The following is a 17,443-nucleotide window of genomic DNA, read 5'->3' as shown; positions in this document are numbered from 1 at the left end:
ACACAATCCTTGTATTTCTCTAAATCAACTAAATACTCGTCTGGTGTCTCTTCCTCTAAGATGTGCAACAATGAAGACTCTCGTTCTATTTTGGTCCACTCCGCATTCGGTAGAATTGATAGTTTTCCATTCTGGATCATACCCGACTTCATCCAAGTAATCGAAAATACGGAAGAGGTCCCATCCTTTATTGACTGATAGCAAGTTCTCAACGTTTTCAAGGAATAATCTTGAGGGTTTTTTAGCTTCTTCTGTTTCCCTAATGATTCGTATAACTTCTCTAAAGAGTCCTGACTTTTCTCCTGCAAGTCCTTCTTGCTTTCCGTTCTTTGAAATGTCTTGGCATGGAAATCCTGCACACCACACATCGGCTGCTGGTATTCCTGTTCCTGTAACGTTTCTAATGTCATTTTCGGTCCATTCTCCCTTCGTATCGTGCATAGCGCCATAACTTTTTCTTGCTGGTTTATTCCACTCAACCCAACCGATGCACTTGTGTCCGGCTTTCTCCATTCCTATCCGGAACATTCCGATTCCTGCGAATAAGTCTATAAAAGTAAGACTCATCTTCTCACCTCGCTTTCTACTAAAATGAAGTTTTTATTCGATTTCTGCATTTAAACCATCAGCATTTAAGAAGTCACTTAATATCTCTAAATCACCACTTGCCACAACCATTTCCCGTGCTTCACCTTCATATCCGTATTCTTGTTCCAAAGTTCGTACGGCACTTTCAAATCTAGTAAATTCATATTCCCCACAATTAACAACTAATGTTCCCATGTTCATTCTCCTTTTCTAATAAAATAGCGTTTTTGTTTTACTTAACACCTGTACTTCCAAACCCGAGATTCCCTCTTTCTGAATCCGATAGCTCGTCCACCTCAACAAAATGAGCTGTTTCCACTGGCGCTATGACGCCTTGAGCGATACGTTCGCCTTTACTAATTTTGATAACCTCATATTTCACTGGCTTTGTAATGCTAAAATCGTTATCTCCCGCCAAAATTCCTGCGTTAAATCTTGGCATAGATGCGTATTCGATAAGTGAAACGTTATCTGCAATCACACCAACTTCGCCCCTATATCCACTATCGATAGTGCCTAACACTACTCTAAGTTTTGTTTTACGTGACATGCCGCTACGAGGTCGTATTTGCATTTCATATCCTGGCGGGATTTCGAATGCGAGCCCTGTAGGAATTACTTTTGTTTCTCCCGGTTTAATAACTACATCCTCCGCCGCTACTAAATCGAATCCAGCATCAAATTCCCGTGCATACTTTGGTAACCCCACATCTTTCACTCGCTTAATTTTTACTCTCAGTTTCATTTCCTTTCCCCTTCCATCTCACAACTAAGTTTTGTAATCTATCTCTTTCTTCCGTGTGGTGCTTGTAATGTGACTTCGCTATTTGTAATTGCGCTTCTAAATTATTAACCTCGCAAAACCATTTACTAGCTTGTCCTTGTTCGTGATTCAGCGCTTGTTCATACAGATCGATATGTTCAGCCTTCATCCAAACACCCCTTTATAGTCCTAATTTGTTCATGATCTTACCTTCTTCAAACCCTCTTACAATTGTTCCGTCCTCAAATTTGAAAGCTGGTAAACTCATTAGCCCCAAATCATCAGCTTCTACTTTATAAATAATGTGGTTCTCAATATTTCTTTCTTCTAATTCAATCTCTACTGGAGCGAATCCCAAGAAATGTTTTGCACGTTTGCAATTGGGACAATCCGTTTTCGTGTACATAACGATCTTAGTTGCCATTCTCTTCATTCTCCTTTGCCTCTGCTAATAGTTGAGTTACTTCAAACGTTCCATGTTCCATCTCTTTCATTATTCTTCTCCTCCTTGTTTATAAGTTCTCACTGGTATTCTCCAACCGTAACTATATTCATCTCCACTTATATCAACACATTGGCCAAATATTTCGTCGTTTCTATACCATTCAAATGTAGGATCTAATCCAAGTTCGCTAGTTAATTCCCTTCGAACATATTCTATTTCTAAGTTTGGGTATTCCGTTGCCGCTTTGTAATGCTTATATACTTTGTATCTGTGCTTGTCGTTTTTATATAAACTTCTCATTATTTGAGTGTTTCTGAGATACCTCATTCTCCCCATCTCCTTTTATCAATTCGAACAGTTCCAACTCATCCATCTCATAAAGCTGACGTCCTGTTTTTTCTTCTTTGTAAATCCCTTTATGCAGTAGTACTTCTATGTAGATTCGCTTTTTGTTCACAATCAAAATACCTCTTACTTTTCACTACTGGAATTGTCATTGCATCTTCTTTGCTCCACCCTTTATGGACGCGCTGGTAATATGTGTTTTCGCTTATTCCATTTTTAATCGCTATAGCCGCGTTGCTGATTCTTTCGGTCGTTTTTTTCGTCGCTGCTTCCATTGGGTCGAAACCTAAATTCATAACCCTGTTATAAAACTTTTGATAAGTAATTCCGTTACTTTTAGCGATTTTTAATTCTTTCTTGTATTCTGTAGAAAACTTTCTAATCTTTAATGGTTGTGTTGCCGCTTCATACGGTGTCATTCCTCTCTTGACACGTCCGCGGAATGTTTCAACTTCAATACCGTTATCTAACGCAATCTGAAGCTCTACGCTAATTGTAGTGCGTTTTACAGCAGCTTCATGAGGATCCATTCCGTCTTTTATTCTCTGTCTATAAGTCGCATAATTGACTCCGTTTAATTCAGCTAACAACATTAACGCGCGCTCTGTTTTTCTTTTGTTCGTATTATAAATAGGTTTTGTAATAGCTTTCTCTATCGACCAACCATATTCGTTTACACGTTGATACACATTTTTCTTTGAAATACCGTTTTTGTTTGCAATTAAATACTGTTCATCCGTGATTACTTCGTTATATACCCTTGCCATTTCAGACTTCCTCCTTAACTTTTGCCGAACAACGTCTTCCTGTATTGATTGGTGGTGTTGTTGCTGCTTTCTCTAAATCCCATTTCCGGGTATGAATTCGTGACATGAAAGTTTGATAGCTAATCCCATTTTGTTTAGCGATATTCAACCACTTTTTTTCTGCTTGGCTCTTTTTTCTTACAGGCTTTGTTGCGGCTTCTTGGATCTCCCACCCTAACTCTAATCTGCTGTAAAAAGTTCTAATGTTTATACCGTTTTCTGATGCTACTTTGAGCCATTTTGCATGTTTTCTTTCGTATTCGTGTCTAACTGTCCCGATTGGCGCTGATATCGCTAACTCTAAATCCCAATCAAAATCATAGACACGACTGTTCAATCTTTCCTTGTTGACCCCGTTAGCCGCTGCCCTTGCATATTCCTCATCGGTTAACCAACGATTTAAAGCCATTTTCTCCCTCCTAATCTAGCTCCATTATTTCAGCTAACGTTCTGTCCGATATATAAGTATTGATAATTTCAATTCGCCCGTATTTATCTTTAGCCATTCCCACAGCTTCGCTCTCTGACTTCGCTTCGAACCATCTAAGTTTCCATTTATCATCCTTATCGTAAAACTCAACCGAGTACGTTATAACGCTTGTGGCGCTTTGTAAAAACTTGTCTGCCGTACTTTTTGCTGAGTAATCAAAACTCCCTACAACATCCTCAAGTGTTAGTTGTTTCATGCTCCTAACCCCATTGGTCGAGATTTAATCTCGTTCTTATCCGCTTGATCCATTATTAATGCTGCGATTTCTAATTGGTGTCTTCCCAGTTCTTTTGCAATTTCGATAATGTTTTTGTTCTCTTTCCACATTTCTTGCAATCGAATCACTTCACTTTCATCAAATACCAGGTCCAGTTCTTCCAAAGCAATATACATGTTACGACGCGAGTTCTTCATGTACTTCCTTTGTTGTGCTGCTATTGTGTAATTCTCCTTTTCCAAATCCGTTCCAAGTCTTGGCATCCCATTTCCCCTCCAGTTGTAATTGATGAATTTCTCTTAGTTCCGCCATAACAGCATGGCGCGTTCTATCCACTTCCTCAGGTGTTTGATTCCCTGCTTCGCAAATACATGACCCAAATTGGTACATTCCCGTTCCAATATCATTTTGAATTACTCCCGTTCCGTTACATGCACACATCTTAATTCCCCCTTTTGGATTCAAATAACGCTTTTGTCATGAATTGTCCCAAACTTCCAGTTCTTCATAAAAAGTAATAATCCCGTTCTCACTAAACCCTGAAACAAGTTGATTCGCTTTTTCTTCCGCTCGCACAATAGCAATATTATTTTTGTTTCCGCCAACATCCACCGAATAGATAACGAACATAATTTCTCTCACTTTTTTCTCCCTTCACTTTCTTAATAAAATTCAAATTTGATAATTAAAAGGGAAATGTCTTTCTTCTGTATTCCCCTTAGAATCCTAAATGTTCAATACGTTTATCTGACGTTTCCTTAAATACAATCGCTTCAGCTTTTATGCTGTTCTATAACTAACTCCCTTAACTTGGTACAAGTACTTCTTACTCATTCCGTACAAACGATCAGCTGCCGCAAATCCAATCTTGTCTTCCAATGTGTCTAAGTCTTCATTGCTTGTGTACCAAATCGGTAAATTCCGTAAGTATCGCTCATTGATAATCTTGTAATACATGTCCTCTTTGAACTCGCTGTACTTCGATTTTGCTATGTCATCCCACACGAGGACGTCACAAGTGCATAAATCATGAAGTAAATCGTTCAACCGCTTTTTGTTGTCATTCAGGAACGCTGCATTTTGTATCTCAGCCATGATATTTACATCTTGGACACATAACACTCTGGCTCCACGTAAACGTCCTGTGCGCTCATCTACGACTTTGAATTTATTCAATGCATACTTAGCTGCTGCTATTTGCAAATGAGTCTTCCCTAATCCGTACGAGTTGTTTTCCTGACGCATTTTATTTCGTTCTCCTGGAGGTAAACTTTTTAATCTCGTTTCACCCACTGATGCAATAAAACCGATACTATTCATCTTTGAATCTCTAATTTCGTTAAAGACTTTCAAATATTCGATCATAGCGTCATATAAAACTTTCTGCACTTCTGCCTCTCTTATGTAGTTATCAAATCGTGCATTTTCAAACTCAGATGGAATCATTGCGTACTTGAAACGAGATTTTAGACTTTTCCGTTCTAAGCATTCACATTCGATAGCAACATCAACATATTTTCCTTTTAGAAATTCAGATGGTTCTTTAATGAATGTGTACCCTTTATCACCACATATTTCACAATCAACCGATGGTTTGAGCGAATCCTCTTCCGCTGGTCGGTTGGATTCCTCTTCCAGTGCCTTTTTGTGCATAACTTCCGCTCTTTTCATTAAATCCTTCATTATATCCCCCAGCTTTTCCATTACCCATCGCTCCTTTGATTGACTCTTGATTTAAATAACCCTCGAACTTAGTTCCGAATAATGTTTCAGGTCTTAAATACTTAGCTTGTGTTGTACCTGCCCACTCTTCATTTTTTATATCAATAACTTTTTTGAAATCTTCTACAGTAAACTTTTCTTTCAATCTCGCTTTAATTAACGTTCTAGTCTTTTGGCTAGTAGAACGATATTTGGTTTTACAAACGCGGTTGAGATGATCTACAATCTCGACAATATTATTAAGTTCTTTATCTTCTTCTAGTTCTTTATCTTCTTCTATATCTATTGCGTGACCATCAGTGACTGGAACGTGACTGTCACGTGACATTTCTAAGAGGACTTGTTGTTCTCGTTCGCGTTGTTTTTGCTTACGTAATCTGTTCTGTTCTCTTATTTTTTCTAATCCATCGATGTTCTGATGCTTCTCCCAATTTGCTATATGAATCATGCGTTCTTCGTTAACTTGAATCATCCCAAATTGTTGGAATGTCTGTAACGCTAACCGAATCGTAGCAAGTGGCCTGTTAAATAAAGTCGATAACATTTCTTCTGTATAAGGGATGTTTTCACTTAAAAAGATGTAACCACTTGCGTTTGTTTTACCAGCTTGCGATAGTAACTTGAACCATATAATAAGCAATGTGTCTGCATCTGGCATACTTTCAATCAATCGAATTTTTTCATCTTCGAACATGCTAGTAGAGAGTTTTATCCATTTAACTTCTGTCATTTAATTCACCTTCTTCATCCAACATTCATAGCTGACATTATCCGTGTAGCCGATTGCTCTAAATTCATGTTTCCCTTGAAAACTTCTGCCGCTTTGTTCATAAAATTTACCGTTCTTATATACCGGTTTAATTGGTGTTAAGAAATCAAAACCTCTCTCAACCAAATCATTTGTAGCTATTAACATTTCTTTTTGCGTTTGTCTTCTCACAGGTATCTTAAACATCAACCATCACTCCGTTCGCAGATAGCAAATCCTTTCGATACTTTCAGGACCCTATAACCTGGGTAGCGTTTTGGATTTATATATTTCAGTACGTTTTGTTTTACTTCGTCTGTTGATTTGGCATCCTTCCAGCACCAAGCTGGAAGGAGTACCTTACTTTGTTTACCAATCATTGTTCAAACACGATTTCTGATTGCCCATTATTCGTTGAATCTTCACTAGTTTCTTCTGCTTCAATAAATTCTGGTTCTGCTGTAATATCTTTTCGAACCACTTCGTCATGTTGTGCTTGTGTTTGAACTTCAATGCTGATTGGCAAGTATTTAAACATTGCTCTCACGACTGTTTTCTTTGCCATTTCTTCATAATCACTTTTCCAAGGGCCAAAGTCTTTTGATTTAGAGCGTCCACGACGCTTTTCTATCTCACTTGTTGGCATGAACTCCATTTGGTACCCACCGTCTTTAAAGTGAGCGACTGCGTAAGCTCCGATGAATGCTCCGCGATCTCCAAATGAAGGTTTATGTGTCAATTTAGGATGTAACCCTAATTCGTATTCGAATTCGTCGTGTTCATACACTGCATGAGCGTAAATGCTTTGTATGTGACCTGAACGTCTTGCAAGGTCAATCATTCCTTTGTATCCAATAATGAATTGAACTTCTTTTATCCACTCAGGATTCTGCTTTGTTCCTGCGTTTTTATTGAAAGGGAGTAAGTAACAATGCCCTAGTAACCCTGGTTCTAATCCAAGTTGCACTGCTTGCATCACAGCACCCATAAGAGAAGGAACAGTGCATTCTAATAGCGTTGGATTAGTTCGAATTGTTGTAAGAGCTATACGGCTCATACGGTCCATATCCATGTGTTTTGGTAATACTTCGGCCATTCTTGGCCCCATTTTTTTCATATAAGCTTCAACTGTTTGTTCAGGACTAGCTGGTTTGTTTTCAGTACGATTTGCTAATTGATTTTTAATAGATTCATTGTTTGCCATTGTTCATTTCCCCCTATTTAACTGTGAATTTTCTACTTTTAGATTCTTTTGAGTACTGCTTGTACAATTCCGGCCGTTCTTCTTTCAAGCGTTTGCTATCGATTCTGTTGGAAGTTTGTGTTTTCCAAGAAACCTTGTAATTCTCTGTTTTTCCGATTTCATTTGAACCGAGTTTCGCTTTAATTTTGTTTTCATACTCTGTTTTTTGTTCCTCTAGCACTTTGATTTCTTTATCCACTTGGTCACGAGCTTCTATTAATAACTCAACCTCATTCCCTAGATCGATTTCGCTATCTTCAACCGAATCTGGATACATTTCTTTAAGCAATGTAGCTGATGCTTCCGAACCATCAAACATTGGAGGTTCTTTCTTCTCAACATGATTTAGCCAAAAGTCTTTTTCGATATCGATTAAGTACTGGATAATGTCTTCATCACGATCAATCTTTTTATAGATGAATTTGTTTCCACCGATTAGTACCGCGATCCACCATGCTTTATACCCTGTGACAGCCATATAGTGTTGGCACTGCAGAAGATAAGATGCTGGGATTTCTTCACCTTCCCATTCTTTCTTTAAGTATTCAGATGCCGTTTTACATTCAAGTCCTACCTTCTCACCGACAACAAGCCTGTCCACATTTGCTAGCATCCAAGGGTATTCAGGATGCTGTAATATTGCATTACATGTTCTAACCTTTAAATTTGTTCGTTTGCTGAATTCTTCCGCTACAATGTCTTCTAGCACGTTACCGAAGTATGCCGCTTCACTGGGTAATTGGTCTTTAACAATTTCACTTGTTTTGTCGTAATAAACTCCAATTGGAGAACTCCATTTATTTAAACCTGCAATAGCTGCTGCGTCAGAACCACCAATACCCGCTTTTCTTGCTTCTAACCATTGCTTATGGGCCATATCTTCAGTTGTTATAAGTACATTTGCTTCCATATTATTCACCTGCCACTTTCTTTGTAGAATGAGACTCTACATATTGAGTAATGCACTCTGTTTCTGCGTGTAAGTAATCGCCACCAAAATCTAAGCAACTTTCACCGTAGTAGATCTCACCCTCGCATCCGCAACAAAGTTCAATGAAATCTCTAGCCGATGAATCGTGATGATTTCCCATTAACATTCCGTTTTCAATCATTTCCAATTCCTCCTTATTTACTTTTGGAGAAAAGATTTGGTATAATGTAAGTAGAAAGATTTACATTTCTTTTCTCCAGACCACATTAGGCGTAGTGTGGTCTTTTTATTTTGTCTGATGCTTTCACGCATCGGAATATCCAGGAACCCATTTGCTAGGTGGGGAATACCATTAGATTCCTGAATATTCCGACAAGCGAAGGCTTGTCTTAGTTAGAAACCGAAACTTCCAGTTGAACAGCTTCCATTTCTAACTGTTCGGAATAAATCAACATACTTTCATCGAAAGTTATTTCATAAGCACGATAAAACGCTTTAGCTTCCGCACGTAAGCTGCTAATTTTTCCAATTACTTCTAATGGATTACCCATCTTCATTTCCAATTTCCCCTTTATCAGTTATTTAGCTAGAGTTATAAACTCCTTATGCATTTCCTCAACTTTATCTGCGCTGTTATGTACCTCTCTAGCTCTTAAATCCTTTATGATCCACAATATTTTCTTTTGTTCGTATTCATCTCGCTGCTGTTTATCCATCACTGCTCATCCTTCATAAACCTTTTGTCTATCCGATCCATCAGATAAATGAATCCTGCAAGTCCGATGACTGAAACCAGTATCATTAAATGTGAGAATGTGCTTTCTTCCATTGTTTAAACCGCTCCTTCCGAATGATCGTGTAATAAGTCCAAAGCCATCTCGATTAACGCTTCTAGATGTTCAGTTCTACTTGTAATACAAGGGAATGTCCCATGTTCATTAGTTATGGTCCCAGGATAACGATCTCTTCCATCTGTAAACGTAGATTCTAAGATTTCAATCGCTTCTTTTAACTGACTCATAATCACATCTCCCTAAACTAATCTTGGCCGCCATGCATTTATGTAAGATAAAGCTTCATCGAAGTCTTTTTGGCGGATGTTGCAATAACTATTTACAGCGAATGCAGCTTTTACATCTTTCCAAATCGCTGAGAATAATTTCTTTTTGTTATCATGCACTGCTTGATTGACTGTTCCATCTTCCCAAAGCTTGTATACTCTGCGGCCTACTGCATTTTTAATAGAAAGCTGTTGGCTGTAATCCACTGTCATTCGTTCGTTTACCGTTTGTTCTAACTTCCCTAAGCGATCTCCATGATTCATCATTTCCGACGTCATAATGTTGATCATTTGTAGTGGAGACATCTGTTGTTTGATGTATTGCTCCATTCGATTGAACTCATTTATAAACGATTCTTTCATTTGTGCTGCTCTCTCTCCCGTGTAACCCATCACCAGGAACATAAGCCCATCTCGTTTAAGCAAGTATTTAGGTCTCGGTTTCCCTTGTGCATCTCTGTATTCGGCCAACGAAAAATTTCGTTCGCTAAATTCGTTAGTGCAACTTAGTGTTTCAATACTTTTCAAAACATCTGCATGACGTTTGTTGAAAACTTCAGCTACGATTGTGCTATCAGTTACAACTTCATTATCTTTTGTGAAAACCAACTCACTAACTGGATGCTGCACAACTTGTAATTGATTCATTTTCTTTCCTCCTTTTGTTACTCTCAGGGTAACTAAGTGTTAAAAAAATTTCTATTTACTCAACAAGTGATCCACTGTTACTCCGAAATATTCTGCATAAGCACACAAAGTTGGTAAGCTAGGATTCTTCTTTCCTGTTTCATACCTAGAGATAGTAGCTTTGGCTCTACCAAGCCTTTCTCCTAATTCGCTTTGTGACAATTTATGTTGAATACGAAGTTTATGTAGTAACTCGTTGTTGACTTTATTTGATTTCATTTGTCATCACCTCGTTTACAATTTTGATTATACACGCATGTTACCTTCAAGGCAACATTTATTTTCAAAAAAGTTTATTCTTTATTTTTAGAGGGAATATATAAATAGAAAATCACCGAAAAATATAAAAAGATTGATATAAATATCCTTTTTAACGTTTACTTAGAGGTAACTTTCATATTAATATATAGAAGAAGGTGACCCGCGGGGTAACTTTTCTTAAGGGGGAAAATTCAAATGTTTAATGAAAGATTGAAACAATTAAGGACTGAAAACAACTACACTCAGCAAGAATTAGCTGATTTAACTGGACTATCAAAACCTACAATTTCTCGATTCGAGGGTAATAAGAAGACTCCATCAAGAGAGTCAGTAACTAAGATCGCTAAAGTGTTTAGCGTTTCTACAGATTATCTATTAGGACTATCTGATCACAGAAATTTAGATGAAAGCCAATCTTCAGAAGTTAAAGTAGAATTAAACAACATGATCAATAAAATTGAAAAACTTAGTGAAGACCAACAGAAAATGATACTAAATATGATTAAAGGTGCAGTAAACGGTCTAGACGATTGATGGCGATATTAAGCTAACAATCGTCTATTTTTTATTTAAACTTACGATTGGAATTGGTTTAATTGTTCCATTACTTCATTTAACGCTAGAATTGCCGCTTGGTCCCCACCCTTTGCTTTATCAAGTAACAATTCTAACTCCGTATACTTCTCCATCCTAAAAACCCCCTGTTTTCTTCTTAGTAGTTTGTGAATATTTCACATAGTTTCGGCTTTTGTCTTTTTTGGTAAAAACCGAACAACCCCTAAAACCACGAAATGCGACCACCCTTTTCAGGACGATCGCATTTCTATTTATATTATTAACGTTTACCAGCCGCCACCGCCTGGTTCGTTTGAATACATAATTACATTTTCATAGCCTGTTGCTTCTTGTTTTGGCTCTTCAACTTTTTTATCAGCTGAGAAAGCAAACAATCCAGCGATTGCTAAAATCGGTAAAAGCATTAAAATCTTTTTCAATAAATTCACCTCTTCTCATAAGATTATTATACCATTTTTTCAATTATAGCCCAAGTATAATTGTGGTATTTTCGCATAAAAAAGGCTCTTTTTTTCTAAAAACATTTTGTGTGATTTTTCTAGTAAATATTTGTCTTCTTTCGCTAACCCCATATAACAAGTTTCGAATTCGTTTAAAGAACCATTTGCTTTTTCTATCTCTAGCAAAAGCAATTCTGCCTTCATTTTGTTTCCTTTTTTTAATTCTAAATAAGCATAACCAACTTTATCAAGGACTTGCGGTAATGTATGTATATCCCTGTAATGGTGAATCTTCAAAAAGATTAATGTATTCTCCACTCTTTGTTTTTTTCTTTTAACATCTTCTCCGACTGTGAAGGCACCATTCTCTAAAATAAATAGTGACTTCTCTAACATTTTCTTAGATTTTTCGTAGCTTTCAAATAAGTAAGATTCTCCAAGACTGAAATAAGCGCTAGCTTTTTGAATTAGAAAATCCGGATTCTTATCACAAATATCTAATAAACCGTTGCAATGTTCCCTTGCTGGTACTATTTCATTTTGCATCAGGTAGGTAACGATCATGCCTTCTTTCATTCGTACTAATTGACTGTTACGAATAAATTTATTGGCCGTTTTGTTTATTTTCTTTTCCACTTTTGCGATCCGTTTGAATAAAACCTTATATTCTTTCATTTGGTAAAGGGTTTGACATTTCAAAATTTCTATTAAAGTTTTCATTTCCTTACTGGCGATTACGCTCTTTAAATCATCTAAATCATCATAAAAATTATAAGGATCATATTTAGGCTCATTTTCATTCTTTTCTCTGCAGTGTTCATAAATAACGTTATATACTCTTGCCCACTCTCTGTTCATTTCAGTTGTAGAATTAAGTTCTTTATCAATAATTCCTTTCAAAGAACCGAATTCTCTTCGGAATGCCGCATATTCCATAGCTTCCCTTTGATTTTCTGGTTTAGCATAAGCAAGATATTCAGAGATCATATCATTTCTTAATGTTGGTGCAGGTGAATCATAAAGTTTCATAATTATTTTTACTAAATAATTAAAACTAATTTCCGTTTTTTCATTCAAAATATCCGACAGTGTGCTTTTCGCTACTCCAACATACTTCGCTAGCTCTTCTCTCGTGATTTTAGACACGAATAAATCATCTTTTAATTTTCTTAATAAATCACTCATGAATTCTTGTTTAGATTCATTAACGGAAATATCATGCACAAAATTTGCCCCCTTGTTGGACAAAAAAGACACGTTACCCCTAGGTTTTTACATTTACAGGAAAACGTGTCAATATATCTAGGTTGTATGTTATAATTATGTATGAAGACTTATGACAAGTGTTTTCCCTAGCGCTTTAGGGAGGACGGTGTAAGAGTGTTACCAGCACTACTTACACAGTTGTAGGTCTTTTTTACGTCCGTTTTTTTAGTTACTATCATAATACCACATATTTCCCAAAATTCAGTCATAGAGTTATCAGATAAATATTGAGAAAGTTTGAGAAACGCTATATATCAACGTTTCTCATGTTTTACGGAATAAAATATGCAATGACGTATTAAAAGCTCATGTACATATATTACCATACAATCGAACTTTTGTTCTTATTATTTTTCGAGTGATTCAAAATAAATCATACGGAATAAATAATGTTACGTAATTAATCGTTTCATCCGAATATATACCATTTCTTTCCCTTATTCATTTATAATTGTCGAAGATTAAAAAAGGCGGTGAATAATCATTGCTTGGGGAACGATTAGTATATTTTCGTAAGAAAAATAAATTGACTCAAAATGATGTCGCTTACCATTTGAATGTGGTTCGTTCTACATATACAAATTGGGAAGCTGGACGTTCTGAACCAGATATCTCTACGTTAATTAAAATTAGCGATCTGTACAATATATCAATCGATAATCTAGTCGGTAGGACATATCGTATGCCGCCACAATTTGAAGTGATTTTAGATCAGATATCCGTTTTAGACACGGAACCACAAAAGAAGGCTTTAAATCTGTTAGTTGAATACACTTACTTGATAAAAAAGTATTTCATGTAGGTATCACACCTCTCATTTTCGTGTGTAATCAGTTTTAATCATTGTGTTAACCCTAATACTATCGAGAAGATTTGGAAGCGGAATATAAAGCGTTGCAGCGCCTTATATTTTAAATGTTGTACTTCTATTGGTTTCATCATAAAAGAAAACATTTCCAATATCTAGAGGTAAAATTTGACATAATTTGACCATTTGTGGTAAGGGAGCAAATTGCTCTCTTTTTTTATTTTCATTCGACAAAATATGACATAACGTGTGTGTTTGGATTTGTTATGCTTGCTTGAGAAATCTTACATTTTGAAAGGGAGTAAAGTCATGGGGAAAAAGAAAAAAGAGAAACAGCCAAGTGAATTGGAACTTGCCAAGCAAGCGATAGCAGTTAAATATCAAAAAGAATATGGAATCACTCCTATTATCGTAACTGTTGCCCTTGGAGGAATTAAAACGGGATACGCTGCGGTTTCAAAGGAACACATTCAAACATTCACTTACGATAGAGATGCCAAGGATGTAGTAAGTATCTCTACACATCATTTCAGCGACTATACAGACGTATTTATTGATCATTATGCTATTAAATCTAACTTTGAGTTCAAAGGTATGAAAGATGCTTTCACCTTTACCCCGAATGGATCTGGCAAAGAAATAGAAAGTTTGATTAAAAGCTATACAGATATTGAGATACATAAGACTGAACGTAAATGGTATCAAAAGATACTTGGATTCCGCTCTGGTAATAAGGTAAAAATGGTTATCGCTTCTTTAATTTATCTAGTAATCGTTGTTTCTATATTTAATACGGTTACAGGTAAGAAAGAAGAAAATAAGCAAGAAGTAAAGCCAGCTGTTACTACAAATACGGCTCCTGCAAAGGAAGAAAAGAAAGTTGAACCGAAGCTAGTAGAACAACCAGTTGATAAGAAACAAGAGAAAATTAATAAATTTAAAGATGATACACAAAAGAGATTAACGGAAACCTATAAGAAAATTGATGGTGTTAATCCTAAAATCGATATCAGTGAGGATGGGAAGTTAATCACTCTAGCTTTTGATCTTGATGCGTATGCGAAATACGATAAAGTGGATAAATCTCTATCCATTTCAACTTTCCAGGCTGCTGTCGGCCCATACGAACGGTATAAAGGAGAAGCTTTTAGAGCATACGGAAAAGATGCGAACATAGCGAACGAAACTGATATTGCAGTGAAAATCGTCGATTCCTCAAACGGTGAAGTTATTATAGAAAATATCGGGGTTTCCAAAGAACCGTTAAGAATGCCAAAAAACAATCAATAAAATGAAGGCACTAACCAAAGTGTAGACACAACCGTCTCATATGCCAATTGCACAGAAGTAAGAAAAGCTGGTAAAGCACCAATAAAACAAGGTGAACCTGGATACAGTTCTAAATTAGATAAAGACGGTGATGGTATCGCTTGTGATAAGTAAAAGACACTCGAAAGAGTGCTTTTATTTTTTCTCAATGAACAATATAACTTAACATGGTAAAATATTATTCGGATGAGAGTCCAATGCATATTATTAAAATTAAAGTGGTTCAAGTCGGAGGGCACCTTAGGGTGTCTTTTCTTTATATCCCCATCAAAAATTTCACGTACTATATCTGATTGATAAAACCAAATTCTACAATAGGGCATATCCTAACCATCCGTCCCCTATTCCTCTAACCAAGTAAGTTATAATTCCTTTATTTAATCCTCTATCTTAGTGAGTAATTTCCCCAGGTCTTAAACAATCTCATATTTTTCATCTTTTCTTCGTAATTAAGCTTGACTGAAGGTTTTGAGGGTTTTTATCATGTGGGAACGATTATGGAACACGGCTGGAAGGCAGATTTATCCCCTACTTTGAAAGACTACAAAAAAAGCAATCGTTCAAAATAGATGGATAAGCGTCTTTGTTTTCACCATGCGGTCACTTATAAGGTATCCGTATGTATAGACCCTGTTCACTCAGCGATCTTCACCGCATACATCCTTTTTCTATGGCTTGTCCTTGCAATATCGTCCCTACACGACAAACTGAATGTACTCCCTAGCACCGTAATGCTAACGATAACCACCCGAACCTTTTAGAGAATCGTCCCTGGGCAAGTTCTCGCCCACCCTCACCAGAAGAACAGGATTCCAATGAGGGGTGCTGTTTTTGTAGGCGTATACTTTGTACCCCCTGCACGACCAACAGCTAGCCACACCGCAATACGTTCCCTCTAATATAGAAGCACGGAATTACGGCTTATCAGTTTTTATTTACGTGGTATCAGGCAATTCCACGCGAACAAAAAACAAAAAGGCATCTCCAATTCCTAAATGGCCTGTACATTCACAAGACTTCTAGGTTTAGAGATGCCCTATATATATATCTTTCGACTATAAAAAATACAATTCTAGCATTTACTAGTTGAATTTTAGCCAAATCATAGATAAAATAGGTATATCAAAGAAGCCTCGTGAAAAGGCATAATTGTTTAAGATAGTGGTGGTACACTACTTAAACCGAATTTCTGTATGGGTACAGATTAGTTCTAGCCAAGTGATGGTACACTAGCTAGAAAAGTCATTCCCGCTATCGGTTGGCGCCAATAGCAAATGGGGGTGGCTTTTTGTTTTGTGTTCATATTCAATTGTTTTGCTCGATCTATTTATGTAGATTTGATTTATCAAAATATGTTTTGTTTTGTAGAATGTTGCTTGTTGTGTACTACGTTACAACAAGCTTTTTTCTTTGTAAATACAGAAATGACAACTTTAAACTACGCAAAAGTAGAAATGTATACTTACGCAAAAGTAGAAATGTATACTTTTCTACCTAACTTTTAAAATAAGTATACTCTTTCACACTTACGCAAAAGTAGAAATGTATACTTATAGACTTGCACATTGAATTATCTACATCGGAAAAACCCAAACATACCCCTATTTAAAAGCATTTACATAACCATAACAAAAACTACGCAAAAGTAGAAATGTATACTTTTCTACCTAAAAAATTTCATATTCCATAACTTACGCAAAAGTAGAAAAGTAGAAAAGTATACCAAAAATATTTACGCTTAAGTATACATTTCTACTCTTTCGAGAAATCCGTTTAAAAAACCTAAACTTTTCTACGGTATACTGTTGCGAATATTGTATATAGATGTTACATTTTACTCAAAGGTATACTTATTCGGAGTTTTTTTATGGAGGAATGTCGAAAATGAAAAAACAAGCAACTACATATGTTATCGGTAACTTTAAAGGTGGAGTTGGAAAAACAAAAACAGCAACAATGTTAGCTTATGAAGCTGCAACTGTATTTAATGAGAAGTGTCTTTTAGTGGATATGGACCCACAGGGGAACGCAACAAGAGTACTCGCGAAAACAGGTGATGTTGAACAAATAGACAAGTCTATTACAGATGCATTTCTAAATCAAAATTTAGAGAATGAGATTATTCCAGTTATCGAGAATTTGGATATCGTTCCATCTAATACTTCATTTAGAAAACTTTCAAAAATCCTCTTTGATATGTTCCCAGAGGATGAACTTGCACAAATTACTTATTTAAAGAAACTACTTGAACCATTAAAAGATAAATATGATCGTATTTACATTGATGTACCACCAACAATCAGTGACTACTCAGATAACGCCATGATAGCAGCTGATTATTGTATCATCGTTCTACAAACACAAGAGCTCTCTTTAGAAGGTGCTCAAACATATATCGCTTATATGCAGTTCTTAGCAGAAACATATGATGCGGACTTACAAGTTCTTGGTATCATTCCAATGATGCTTCATCAAGGGAAACGAGTAGATAACAAAGTTCTGAAACAAGCACAAGAAATGTACGGCGGAAATGTTCTGGATACAATTGTTAGATATCAAGAACGTTTAAAAGTATACGATGTTGAAGGTATTCACAAAACAATTAACGTAAGCGGAAACGTGGATATGTGGGATGAAAAAGCCCATCAGTTATTCATAGATGTTCTTAGTGAACTTAATGAACATGAGAACTATTTCGCTACCATTAATGCTTAAAGA

At 36.3% G+C, this 17,443-nt stretch carries 31 protein-coding genes and 1 pseudogene; 5 read left to right on the top strand and 27 right to left on the bottom strand.

The features are described 5' to 3' along the window. Positions 1-24: 24 nt before the first annotated feature. The 24 genes from JTF23_RS24165 to JTF23_RS24050 form a co-directional block, all read right to left on the bottom strand. Positions 25-513, bottom strand: coding sequence for a DNA cytosine methyltransferase (locus JTF23_RS24165; protein ID WP_252188045.1), 489 nt, complete (start codon positions 511-513; stop codon positions 25-27). A gap of 87 nt (positions 514-600) precedes the next feature. Next, on the bottom strand, positions 601-783 hold the full coding sequence (locus JTF23_RS24160; protein WP_204209965.1) for a hypothetical protein: 183 nt from the start codon (positions 781-783) through the stop codon (positions 601-603). Between the two features lie 37 nt (positions 784-820). Continuing rightward, entirely contained in the window at positions 821-1,333 is a 513-nt protein-coding gene (locus JTF23_RS24155) for a dUTP diphosphatase (protein WP_204209959.1), read from the bottom strand. Then, on the bottom strand, positions 1,311-1,520 hold the full coding sequence (locus tag JTF23_RS24150; RefSeq protein ID WP_204209958.1) for a hypothetical protein: 210 nt from the start codon (positions 1,518-1,520) through the stop codon (positions 1,311-1,313). The genes JTF23_RS24155 and JTF23_RS24150 overlap by 23 nt, the downstream gene beginning before the upstream one ends. A gap of 12 nt (positions 1,521-1,532) precedes the next feature. Continuing rightward, positions 1,533-1,775, bottom strand: coding sequence for a glutaredoxin family protein (locus JTF23_RS24145; RefSeq protein WP_098841584.1), 243 nt, complete (start codon positions 1,773-1,775; stop codon positions 1,533-1,535). Between the two features lie 69 nt (positions 1,776-1,844). Then, positions 1,845-2,123 carry a hypothetical protein gene (locus JTF23_RS24140; protein ID WP_204209957.1) on the bottom strand — a complete coding sequence of 93 codons (279 nt, stop codon included), beginning with the start codon at positions 2,121-2,123 and terminating at the stop codon, positions 1,845-1,847. After that, complete coding sequence (gene fbpA / locus JTF23_RS24135; protein ID WP_204209956.1) at positions 2,080-2,253, bottom strand: Fur-regulated basic protein FbpA; 174 nt, start codon at positions 2,251-2,253, stop codon at positions 2,080-2,082. Before fbpA ends, JTF23_RS24140 begins: the two co-directional genes overlap by 44 nt. Then, positions 2,213-2,908 (bottom strand): hypothetical protein, encoded by a 696-nt coding sequence (locus tag JTF23_RS24130; RefSeq protein WP_204209955.1) that lies wholly within the window; start codon positions 2,906-2,908, stop codon positions 2,213-2,215. The genes fbpA and JTF23_RS24130 overlap by 41 nt, the downstream gene beginning before the upstream one ends. 1 nt (position 2,909) lies before the next feature. Beyond that, complete coding sequence (locus JTF23_RS24125) at positions 2,910-3,356, bottom strand: nucleoside permease (protein ID WP_204209954.1); 447 nt, start codon at positions 3,354-3,356, stop codon at positions 2,910-2,912. 10 nt (positions 3,357-3,366) lie between these two features. Further along, positions 3,367-3,633, bottom strand: coding sequence for a hypothetical protein (locus JTF23_RS24120; RefSeq protein WP_204209953.1), 267 nt, complete (start codon positions 3,631-3,633; stop codon positions 3,367-3,369). Beyond that, positions 3,630-3,917, bottom strand: a complete 288-nt coding sequence (locus tag JTF23_RS24115; RefSeq protein ID WP_098810639.1) for a helix-turn-helix domain containing protein — start codon at positions 3,915-3,917, stop codon at positions 3,630-3,632. Before JTF23_RS24115 ends, JTF23_RS24120 begins: the two co-directional genes overlap by 4 nt. Next, positions 3,832-4,095: a hypothetical protein gene (locus tag JTF23_RS24110; protein ID WP_204209952.1), complete on the bottom strand. Its 264-nt coding sequence runs from the start codon at positions 4,093-4,095 to the stop codon at positions 3,832-3,834. The genes JTF23_RS24115 and JTF23_RS24110 overlap by 86 nt, the downstream gene beginning before the upstream one ends. A gap of 36 nt (positions 4,096-4,131) precedes the next feature. Beyond that, positions 4,132-4,296, bottom strand: a complete 165-nt coding sequence (locus JTF23_RS24105; RefSeq protein WP_204209951.1) for a hypothetical protein — start codon at positions 4,294-4,296, stop codon at positions 4,132-4,134. A gap of 138 nt (positions 4,297-4,434) precedes the next feature. Further along, positions 4,435-5,337 carry an ATP-binding protein gene (locus tag JTF23_RS24100; protein WP_204209950.1) on the bottom strand — a complete coding sequence of 301 codons (903 nt, stop codon included), beginning with the start codon at positions 5,335-5,337 and terminating at the stop codon, positions 4,435-4,437. Then, entirely contained in the window at positions 5,237-6,106 is an 870-nt protein-coding gene (locus tag JTF23_RS24095; protein ID WP_204209949.1) for a phage replisome organizer N-terminal domain-containing protein, read from the bottom strand. Before JTF23_RS24095 ends, JTF23_RS24100 begins: the two co-directional genes overlap by 101 nt. After that, positions 6,107-6,331, bottom strand: a complete 225-nt coding sequence (locus tag JTF23_RS24090; RefSeq protein ID WP_204209948.1) for a hypothetical protein — start codon at positions 6,329-6,331, stop codon at positions 6,107-6,109. It abuts the gene before it with no gap. A gap of 169 nt (positions 6,332-6,500) precedes the next feature. After that, positions 6,501-7,328, bottom strand: coding sequence for a recombination protein RecT (gene recT, locus JTF23_RS24085; protein WP_204209947.1), 828 nt, complete (start codon positions 7,326-7,328; stop codon positions 6,501-6,503). Between the two features lie 13 nt (positions 7,329-7,341). After that, on the bottom strand, positions 7,342-8,277 hold the full coding sequence (locus JTF23_RS24080) for a YqaJ viral recombinase family nuclease (protein ID WP_204209946.1): 936 nt from the start codon (positions 8,275-8,277) through the stop codon (positions 7,342-7,344). Position 8,278: 1 nt separating this feature from the next. Then, the gene (locus JTF23_RS24075) at positions 8,279-8,479 is read right to left on the bottom strand and encodes a hypothetical protein (RefSeq protein WP_204209945.1); all 201 of its coding nucleotides are present in this window, start codon (positions 8,477-8,479) and stop codon (positions 8,279-8,281) included. Between the two features lie 208 nt (positions 8,480-8,687). Further along, positions 8,688-8,855 carry a hypothetical protein gene (locus tag JTF23_RS24070; RefSeq protein ID WP_204209944.1) on the bottom strand — a complete coding sequence of 56 codons (168 nt, stop codon included), beginning with the start codon at positions 8,853-8,855 and terminating at the stop codon, positions 8,688-8,690. 21 nt (positions 8,856-8,876) lie between these two features. Next, a complete protein-coding gene (locus tag JTF23_RS24065) occupies positions 8,877-9,014 on the bottom strand; it encodes a hypothetical protein (RefSeq protein ID WP_204209943.1) in 138 nt (45 codons plus the stop codon). A gap of 116 nt (positions 9,015-9,130) precedes the next feature. After that, positions 9,131-9,319: a hypothetical protein gene (locus JTF23_RS24060; RefSeq protein ID WP_204209942.1), complete on the bottom strand. Its 189-nt coding sequence runs from the start codon at positions 9,317-9,319 to the stop codon at positions 9,131-9,133. 12 nt (positions 9,320-9,331) lie between these two features. Continuing rightward, entirely contained in the window at positions 9,332-10,006 is a 675-nt protein-coding gene (locus JTF23_RS24055) for a Rha family transcriptional regulator (protein ID WP_204209941.1), read from the bottom strand. 51 nt (positions 10,007-10,057) lie between these two features. Further along, positions 10,058-10,264, bottom strand: a complete 207-nt coding sequence (locus tag JTF23_RS24050) for a helix-turn-helix domain-containing protein (protein ID WP_098830847.1) — start codon at positions 10,262-10,264, stop codon at positions 10,058-10,060. Positions 10,265-10,501: 237 nt separating this feature from the next. On the opposite strand from JTF23_RS24050, the gene JTF23_RS24045 reads away from it, so the two are divergent. Next, positions 10,502-10,840: a helix-turn-helix domain-containing protein gene (locus tag JTF23_RS24045; RefSeq protein ID WP_204209940.1), complete on the top strand. Its 339-nt coding sequence runs from the start codon at positions 10,502-10,504 to the stop codon at positions 10,838-10,840. A 41-nt stretch (positions 10,841-10,881) separates the two neighbouring features. Here the strand turns inward: JTF23_RS24045 and JTF23_RS24040 are convergent, their stop codons facing one another. The 3 genes from JTF23_RS24040 to JTF23_RS24030 form a co-directional block, all read right to left on the bottom strand. Continuing rightward, a complete protein-coding gene (locus tag JTF23_RS24040) occupies positions 10,882-10,995 on the bottom strand; it encodes a DNA polymerase III subunit delta' (protein ID WP_204209939.1) in 114 nt (37 codons plus the stop codon). 153 nt (positions 10,996-11,148) lie between these two features. Then, positions 11,149-11,301: a hypothetical protein gene (locus JTF23_RS24035; protein ID WP_204209938.1), complete on the bottom strand. Its 153-nt coding sequence runs from the start codon at positions 11,299-11,301 to the stop codon at positions 11,149-11,151. 39 nt (positions 11,302-11,340) lie between these two features. Further along, on the bottom strand, positions 11,341-12,546 hold the full coding sequence (locus JTF23_RS24030; RefSeq protein ID WP_307839255.1) for an AimR family lysis-lysogeny pheromone receptor: 1,206 nt from the start codon (positions 12,544-12,546) through the stop codon (positions 11,341-11,343). A 526-nt stretch (positions 12,547-13,072) separates the two neighbouring features. Here JTF23_RS24030 and JTF23_RS24025 point away from each other — a divergent pair. From JTF23_RS24025 to JTF23_RS24015, 4 genes and pseudogenes are all read left to right on the top strand, one after another. After that, on the top strand, positions 13,073-13,390 hold the full coding sequence (locus JTF23_RS24025; RefSeq protein ID WP_204209937.1) for a helix-turn-helix domain-containing protein: 318 nt from the start codon (positions 13,073-13,075) through the stop codon (positions 13,388-13,390). Positions 13,391-13,705: 315 nt separating this feature from the next. Then, positions 13,706-14,686, top strand: coding sequence for a hypothetical protein (locus JTF23_RS24020; protein ID WP_252188042.1), 981 nt, complete (start codon positions 13,706-13,708; stop codon positions 14,684-14,686). A gap of 33 nt (positions 14,687-14,719) precedes the next feature. Further along, positions 14,720-14,839, top strand: a pseudogene (locus tag JTF23_RS28000) (excalibur calcium-binding domain-containing protein); the annotation flags it as partial. 1,770 nt (positions 14,840-16,609) lie between these two features. Then, the gene (locus tag JTF23_RS24015; RefSeq protein ID WP_204209936.1) at positions 16,610-17,440 is read left to right on the top strand and encodes a ParA family protein; all 831 of its coding nucleotides are present in this window, start codon (positions 16,610-16,612) and stop codon (positions 17,438-17,440) included. The last annotated feature ends 3 nt before the right edge of the window (positions 17,441-17,443 follow it).

This window comes from Bacillus sp. RIT 809 (assembly GCF_016892495.1).
In the GTDB taxonomy this organism is placed as follows: domain Bacteria; phylum Bacillota; class Bacilli; order Bacillales; family Bacillaceae_G; genus Bacillus_A; species Bacillus_A cereus_U.
This window is presented reverse-complemented; position numbering and strand designations above follow the sequence as displayed.

What these genes read in the sequence shown, in the direction of transcription:
- JTF23_RS24070 (WP_204209944.1), bottom strand. Translation starts at nt 8,855, where the DNA reads ATGAAGATGGGTAATCCATTAGAAGTAATTGGAAAAATTAGCAGCTTA.
- JTF23_RS24060 (WP_204209942.1), bottom strand. Translation starts at nt 9,319, where the DNA reads ATGAGTCAGTTAAAAGAAGCGATTGAAATCTTAGAATCTACGTTTACA.
- JTF23_RS24080 (WP_204209946.1), bottom strand. Translation starts at nt 8,277, where the DNA reads ATGGAAGCAAATGTACTTATAACAACTGAAGATATGGCCCATAAGCAA.
- JTF23_RS24125 (WP_204209954.1), bottom strand. Translation starts at nt 3,356, where the DNA reads ATGGCTTTAAATCGTTGGTTAACCGATGAGGAATATGCAAGGGCAGCG.
- JTF23_RS24140 (WP_204209957.1), bottom strand. Translation starts at nt 2,123, where the DNA reads ATGAGGTATCTCAGAAACACTCAAATAATGAGAAGTTTATATAAAAAC.
- JTF23_RS24110 (WP_204209952.1), bottom strand. Translation starts at nt 4,095, where the DNA reads ATGTGTGCATGTAACGGAACGGGAGTAATTCAAAATGATATTGGAACG.
- JTF23_RS24050 (WP_098830847.1), bottom strand. Translation starts at nt 10,264, where the DNA reads ATGAAATCAAATAAAGTCAACAACGAGTTACTACATAAACTTCGTATT.
- JTF23_RS24055 (WP_204209941.1), bottom strand. Translation starts at nt 10,006, where the DNA reads ATGAATCAATTACAAGTTGTGCAGCATCCAGTTAGTGAGTTGGTTTTC.
- recT (WP_204209947.1), bottom strand. Translation starts at nt 7,328, where the DNA reads ATGGCAAACAATGAATCTATTAAAAATCAATTAGCAAATCGTACTGAA.
- JTF23_RS24130 (WP_204209955.1), bottom strand. Translation starts at nt 2,908, where the DNA reads ATGGCAAGGGTATATAACGAAGTAATCACGGATGAACAGTATTTAATT.
- JTF23_RS24145 (WP_098841584.1), bottom strand. Translation starts at nt 1,775, where the DNA reads ATGGCAACTAAGATCGTTATGTACACGAAAACGGATTGTCCCAATTGC.
- JTF23_RS24040 (WP_204209939.1), bottom strand. Translation starts at nt 10,995, where the DNA reads ATGGAGAAGTATACGGAGTTAGAATTGTTACTTGATAAAGCAAAGGGT.
- JTF23_RS24120 (WP_204209953.1), bottom strand. Translation starts at nt 3,633, where the DNA reads ATGAAACAACTAACACTTGAGGATGTTGTAGGGAGTTTTGATTACTCA.
- JTF23_RS24165 (WP_252188045.1), bottom strand. Translation starts at nt 513, where the DNA reads ATGGAGAAAGCCGGACACAAGTGCATCGGTTGGGTTGAGTGGAATAAA.
- JTF23_RS24090 (WP_204209948.1), bottom strand. Translation starts at nt 6,331, where the DNA reads ATGTTTAAGATACCTGTGAGAAGACAAACGCAAAAAGAAATGTTAATA.
- JTF23_RS24100 (WP_204209950.1), bottom strand. Translation starts at nt 5,337, where the DNA reads ATGAAGGATTTAATGAAAAGAGCGGAAGTTATGCACAAAAAGGCACTG.
- JTF23_RS24095 (WP_204209949.1), bottom strand. Translation starts at nt 6,106, where the DNA reads ATGACAGAAGTTAAATGGATAAAACTCTCTACTAGCATGTTCGAAGAT.
- JTF23_RS24075 (WP_204209945.1), bottom strand. Translation starts at nt 8,479, where the DNA reads ATGATTGAAAACGGAATGTTAATGGGAAATCATCACGATTCATCGGCT.
- JTF23_RS24155 (WP_204209959.1), bottom strand. Translation starts at nt 1,333, where the DNA reads ATGAAACTGAGAGTAAAAATTAAGCGAGTGAAAGATGTGGGGTTACCA.
- JTF23_RS24160 (WP_204209965.1), bottom strand. Translation starts at nt 783, where the DNA reads ATGGGAACATTAGTTGTTAATTGTGGGGAATATGAATTTACTAGATTT.
- JTF23_RS24015 (WP_204209936.1), top strand. Translation starts at nt 16,610, where the DNA reads ATGAAAAAACAAGCAACTACATATGTTATCGGTAACTTTAAAGGTGGA.
- JTF23_RS24065 (WP_204209943.1), bottom strand. Translation starts at nt 9,014, where the DNA reads ATGGATAAACAGCAGCGAGATGAATACGAACAAAAGAAAATATTGTGG.
- JTF23_RS24020 (WP_252188042.1), top strand. Translation starts at nt 13,706, where the DNA reads ATGGGGAAAAAGAAAAAAGAGAAACAGCCAAGTGAATTGGAACTTGCC.
- JTF23_RS24115 (WP_098810639.1), bottom strand. Translation starts at nt 3,917, where the DNA reads ATGCCAAGACTTGGAACGGATTTGGAAAAGGAGAATTACACAATAGCA.
- JTF23_RS24150 (WP_204209958.1), bottom strand. Translation starts at nt 1,520, where the DNA reads ATGAAGGCTGAACATATCGATCTGTATGAACAAGCGCTGAATCACGAA.
- JTF23_RS24045 (WP_204209940.1), top strand. Translation starts at nt 10,502, where the DNA reads ATGTTTAATGAAAGATTGAAACAATTAAGGACTGAAAACAACTACACT.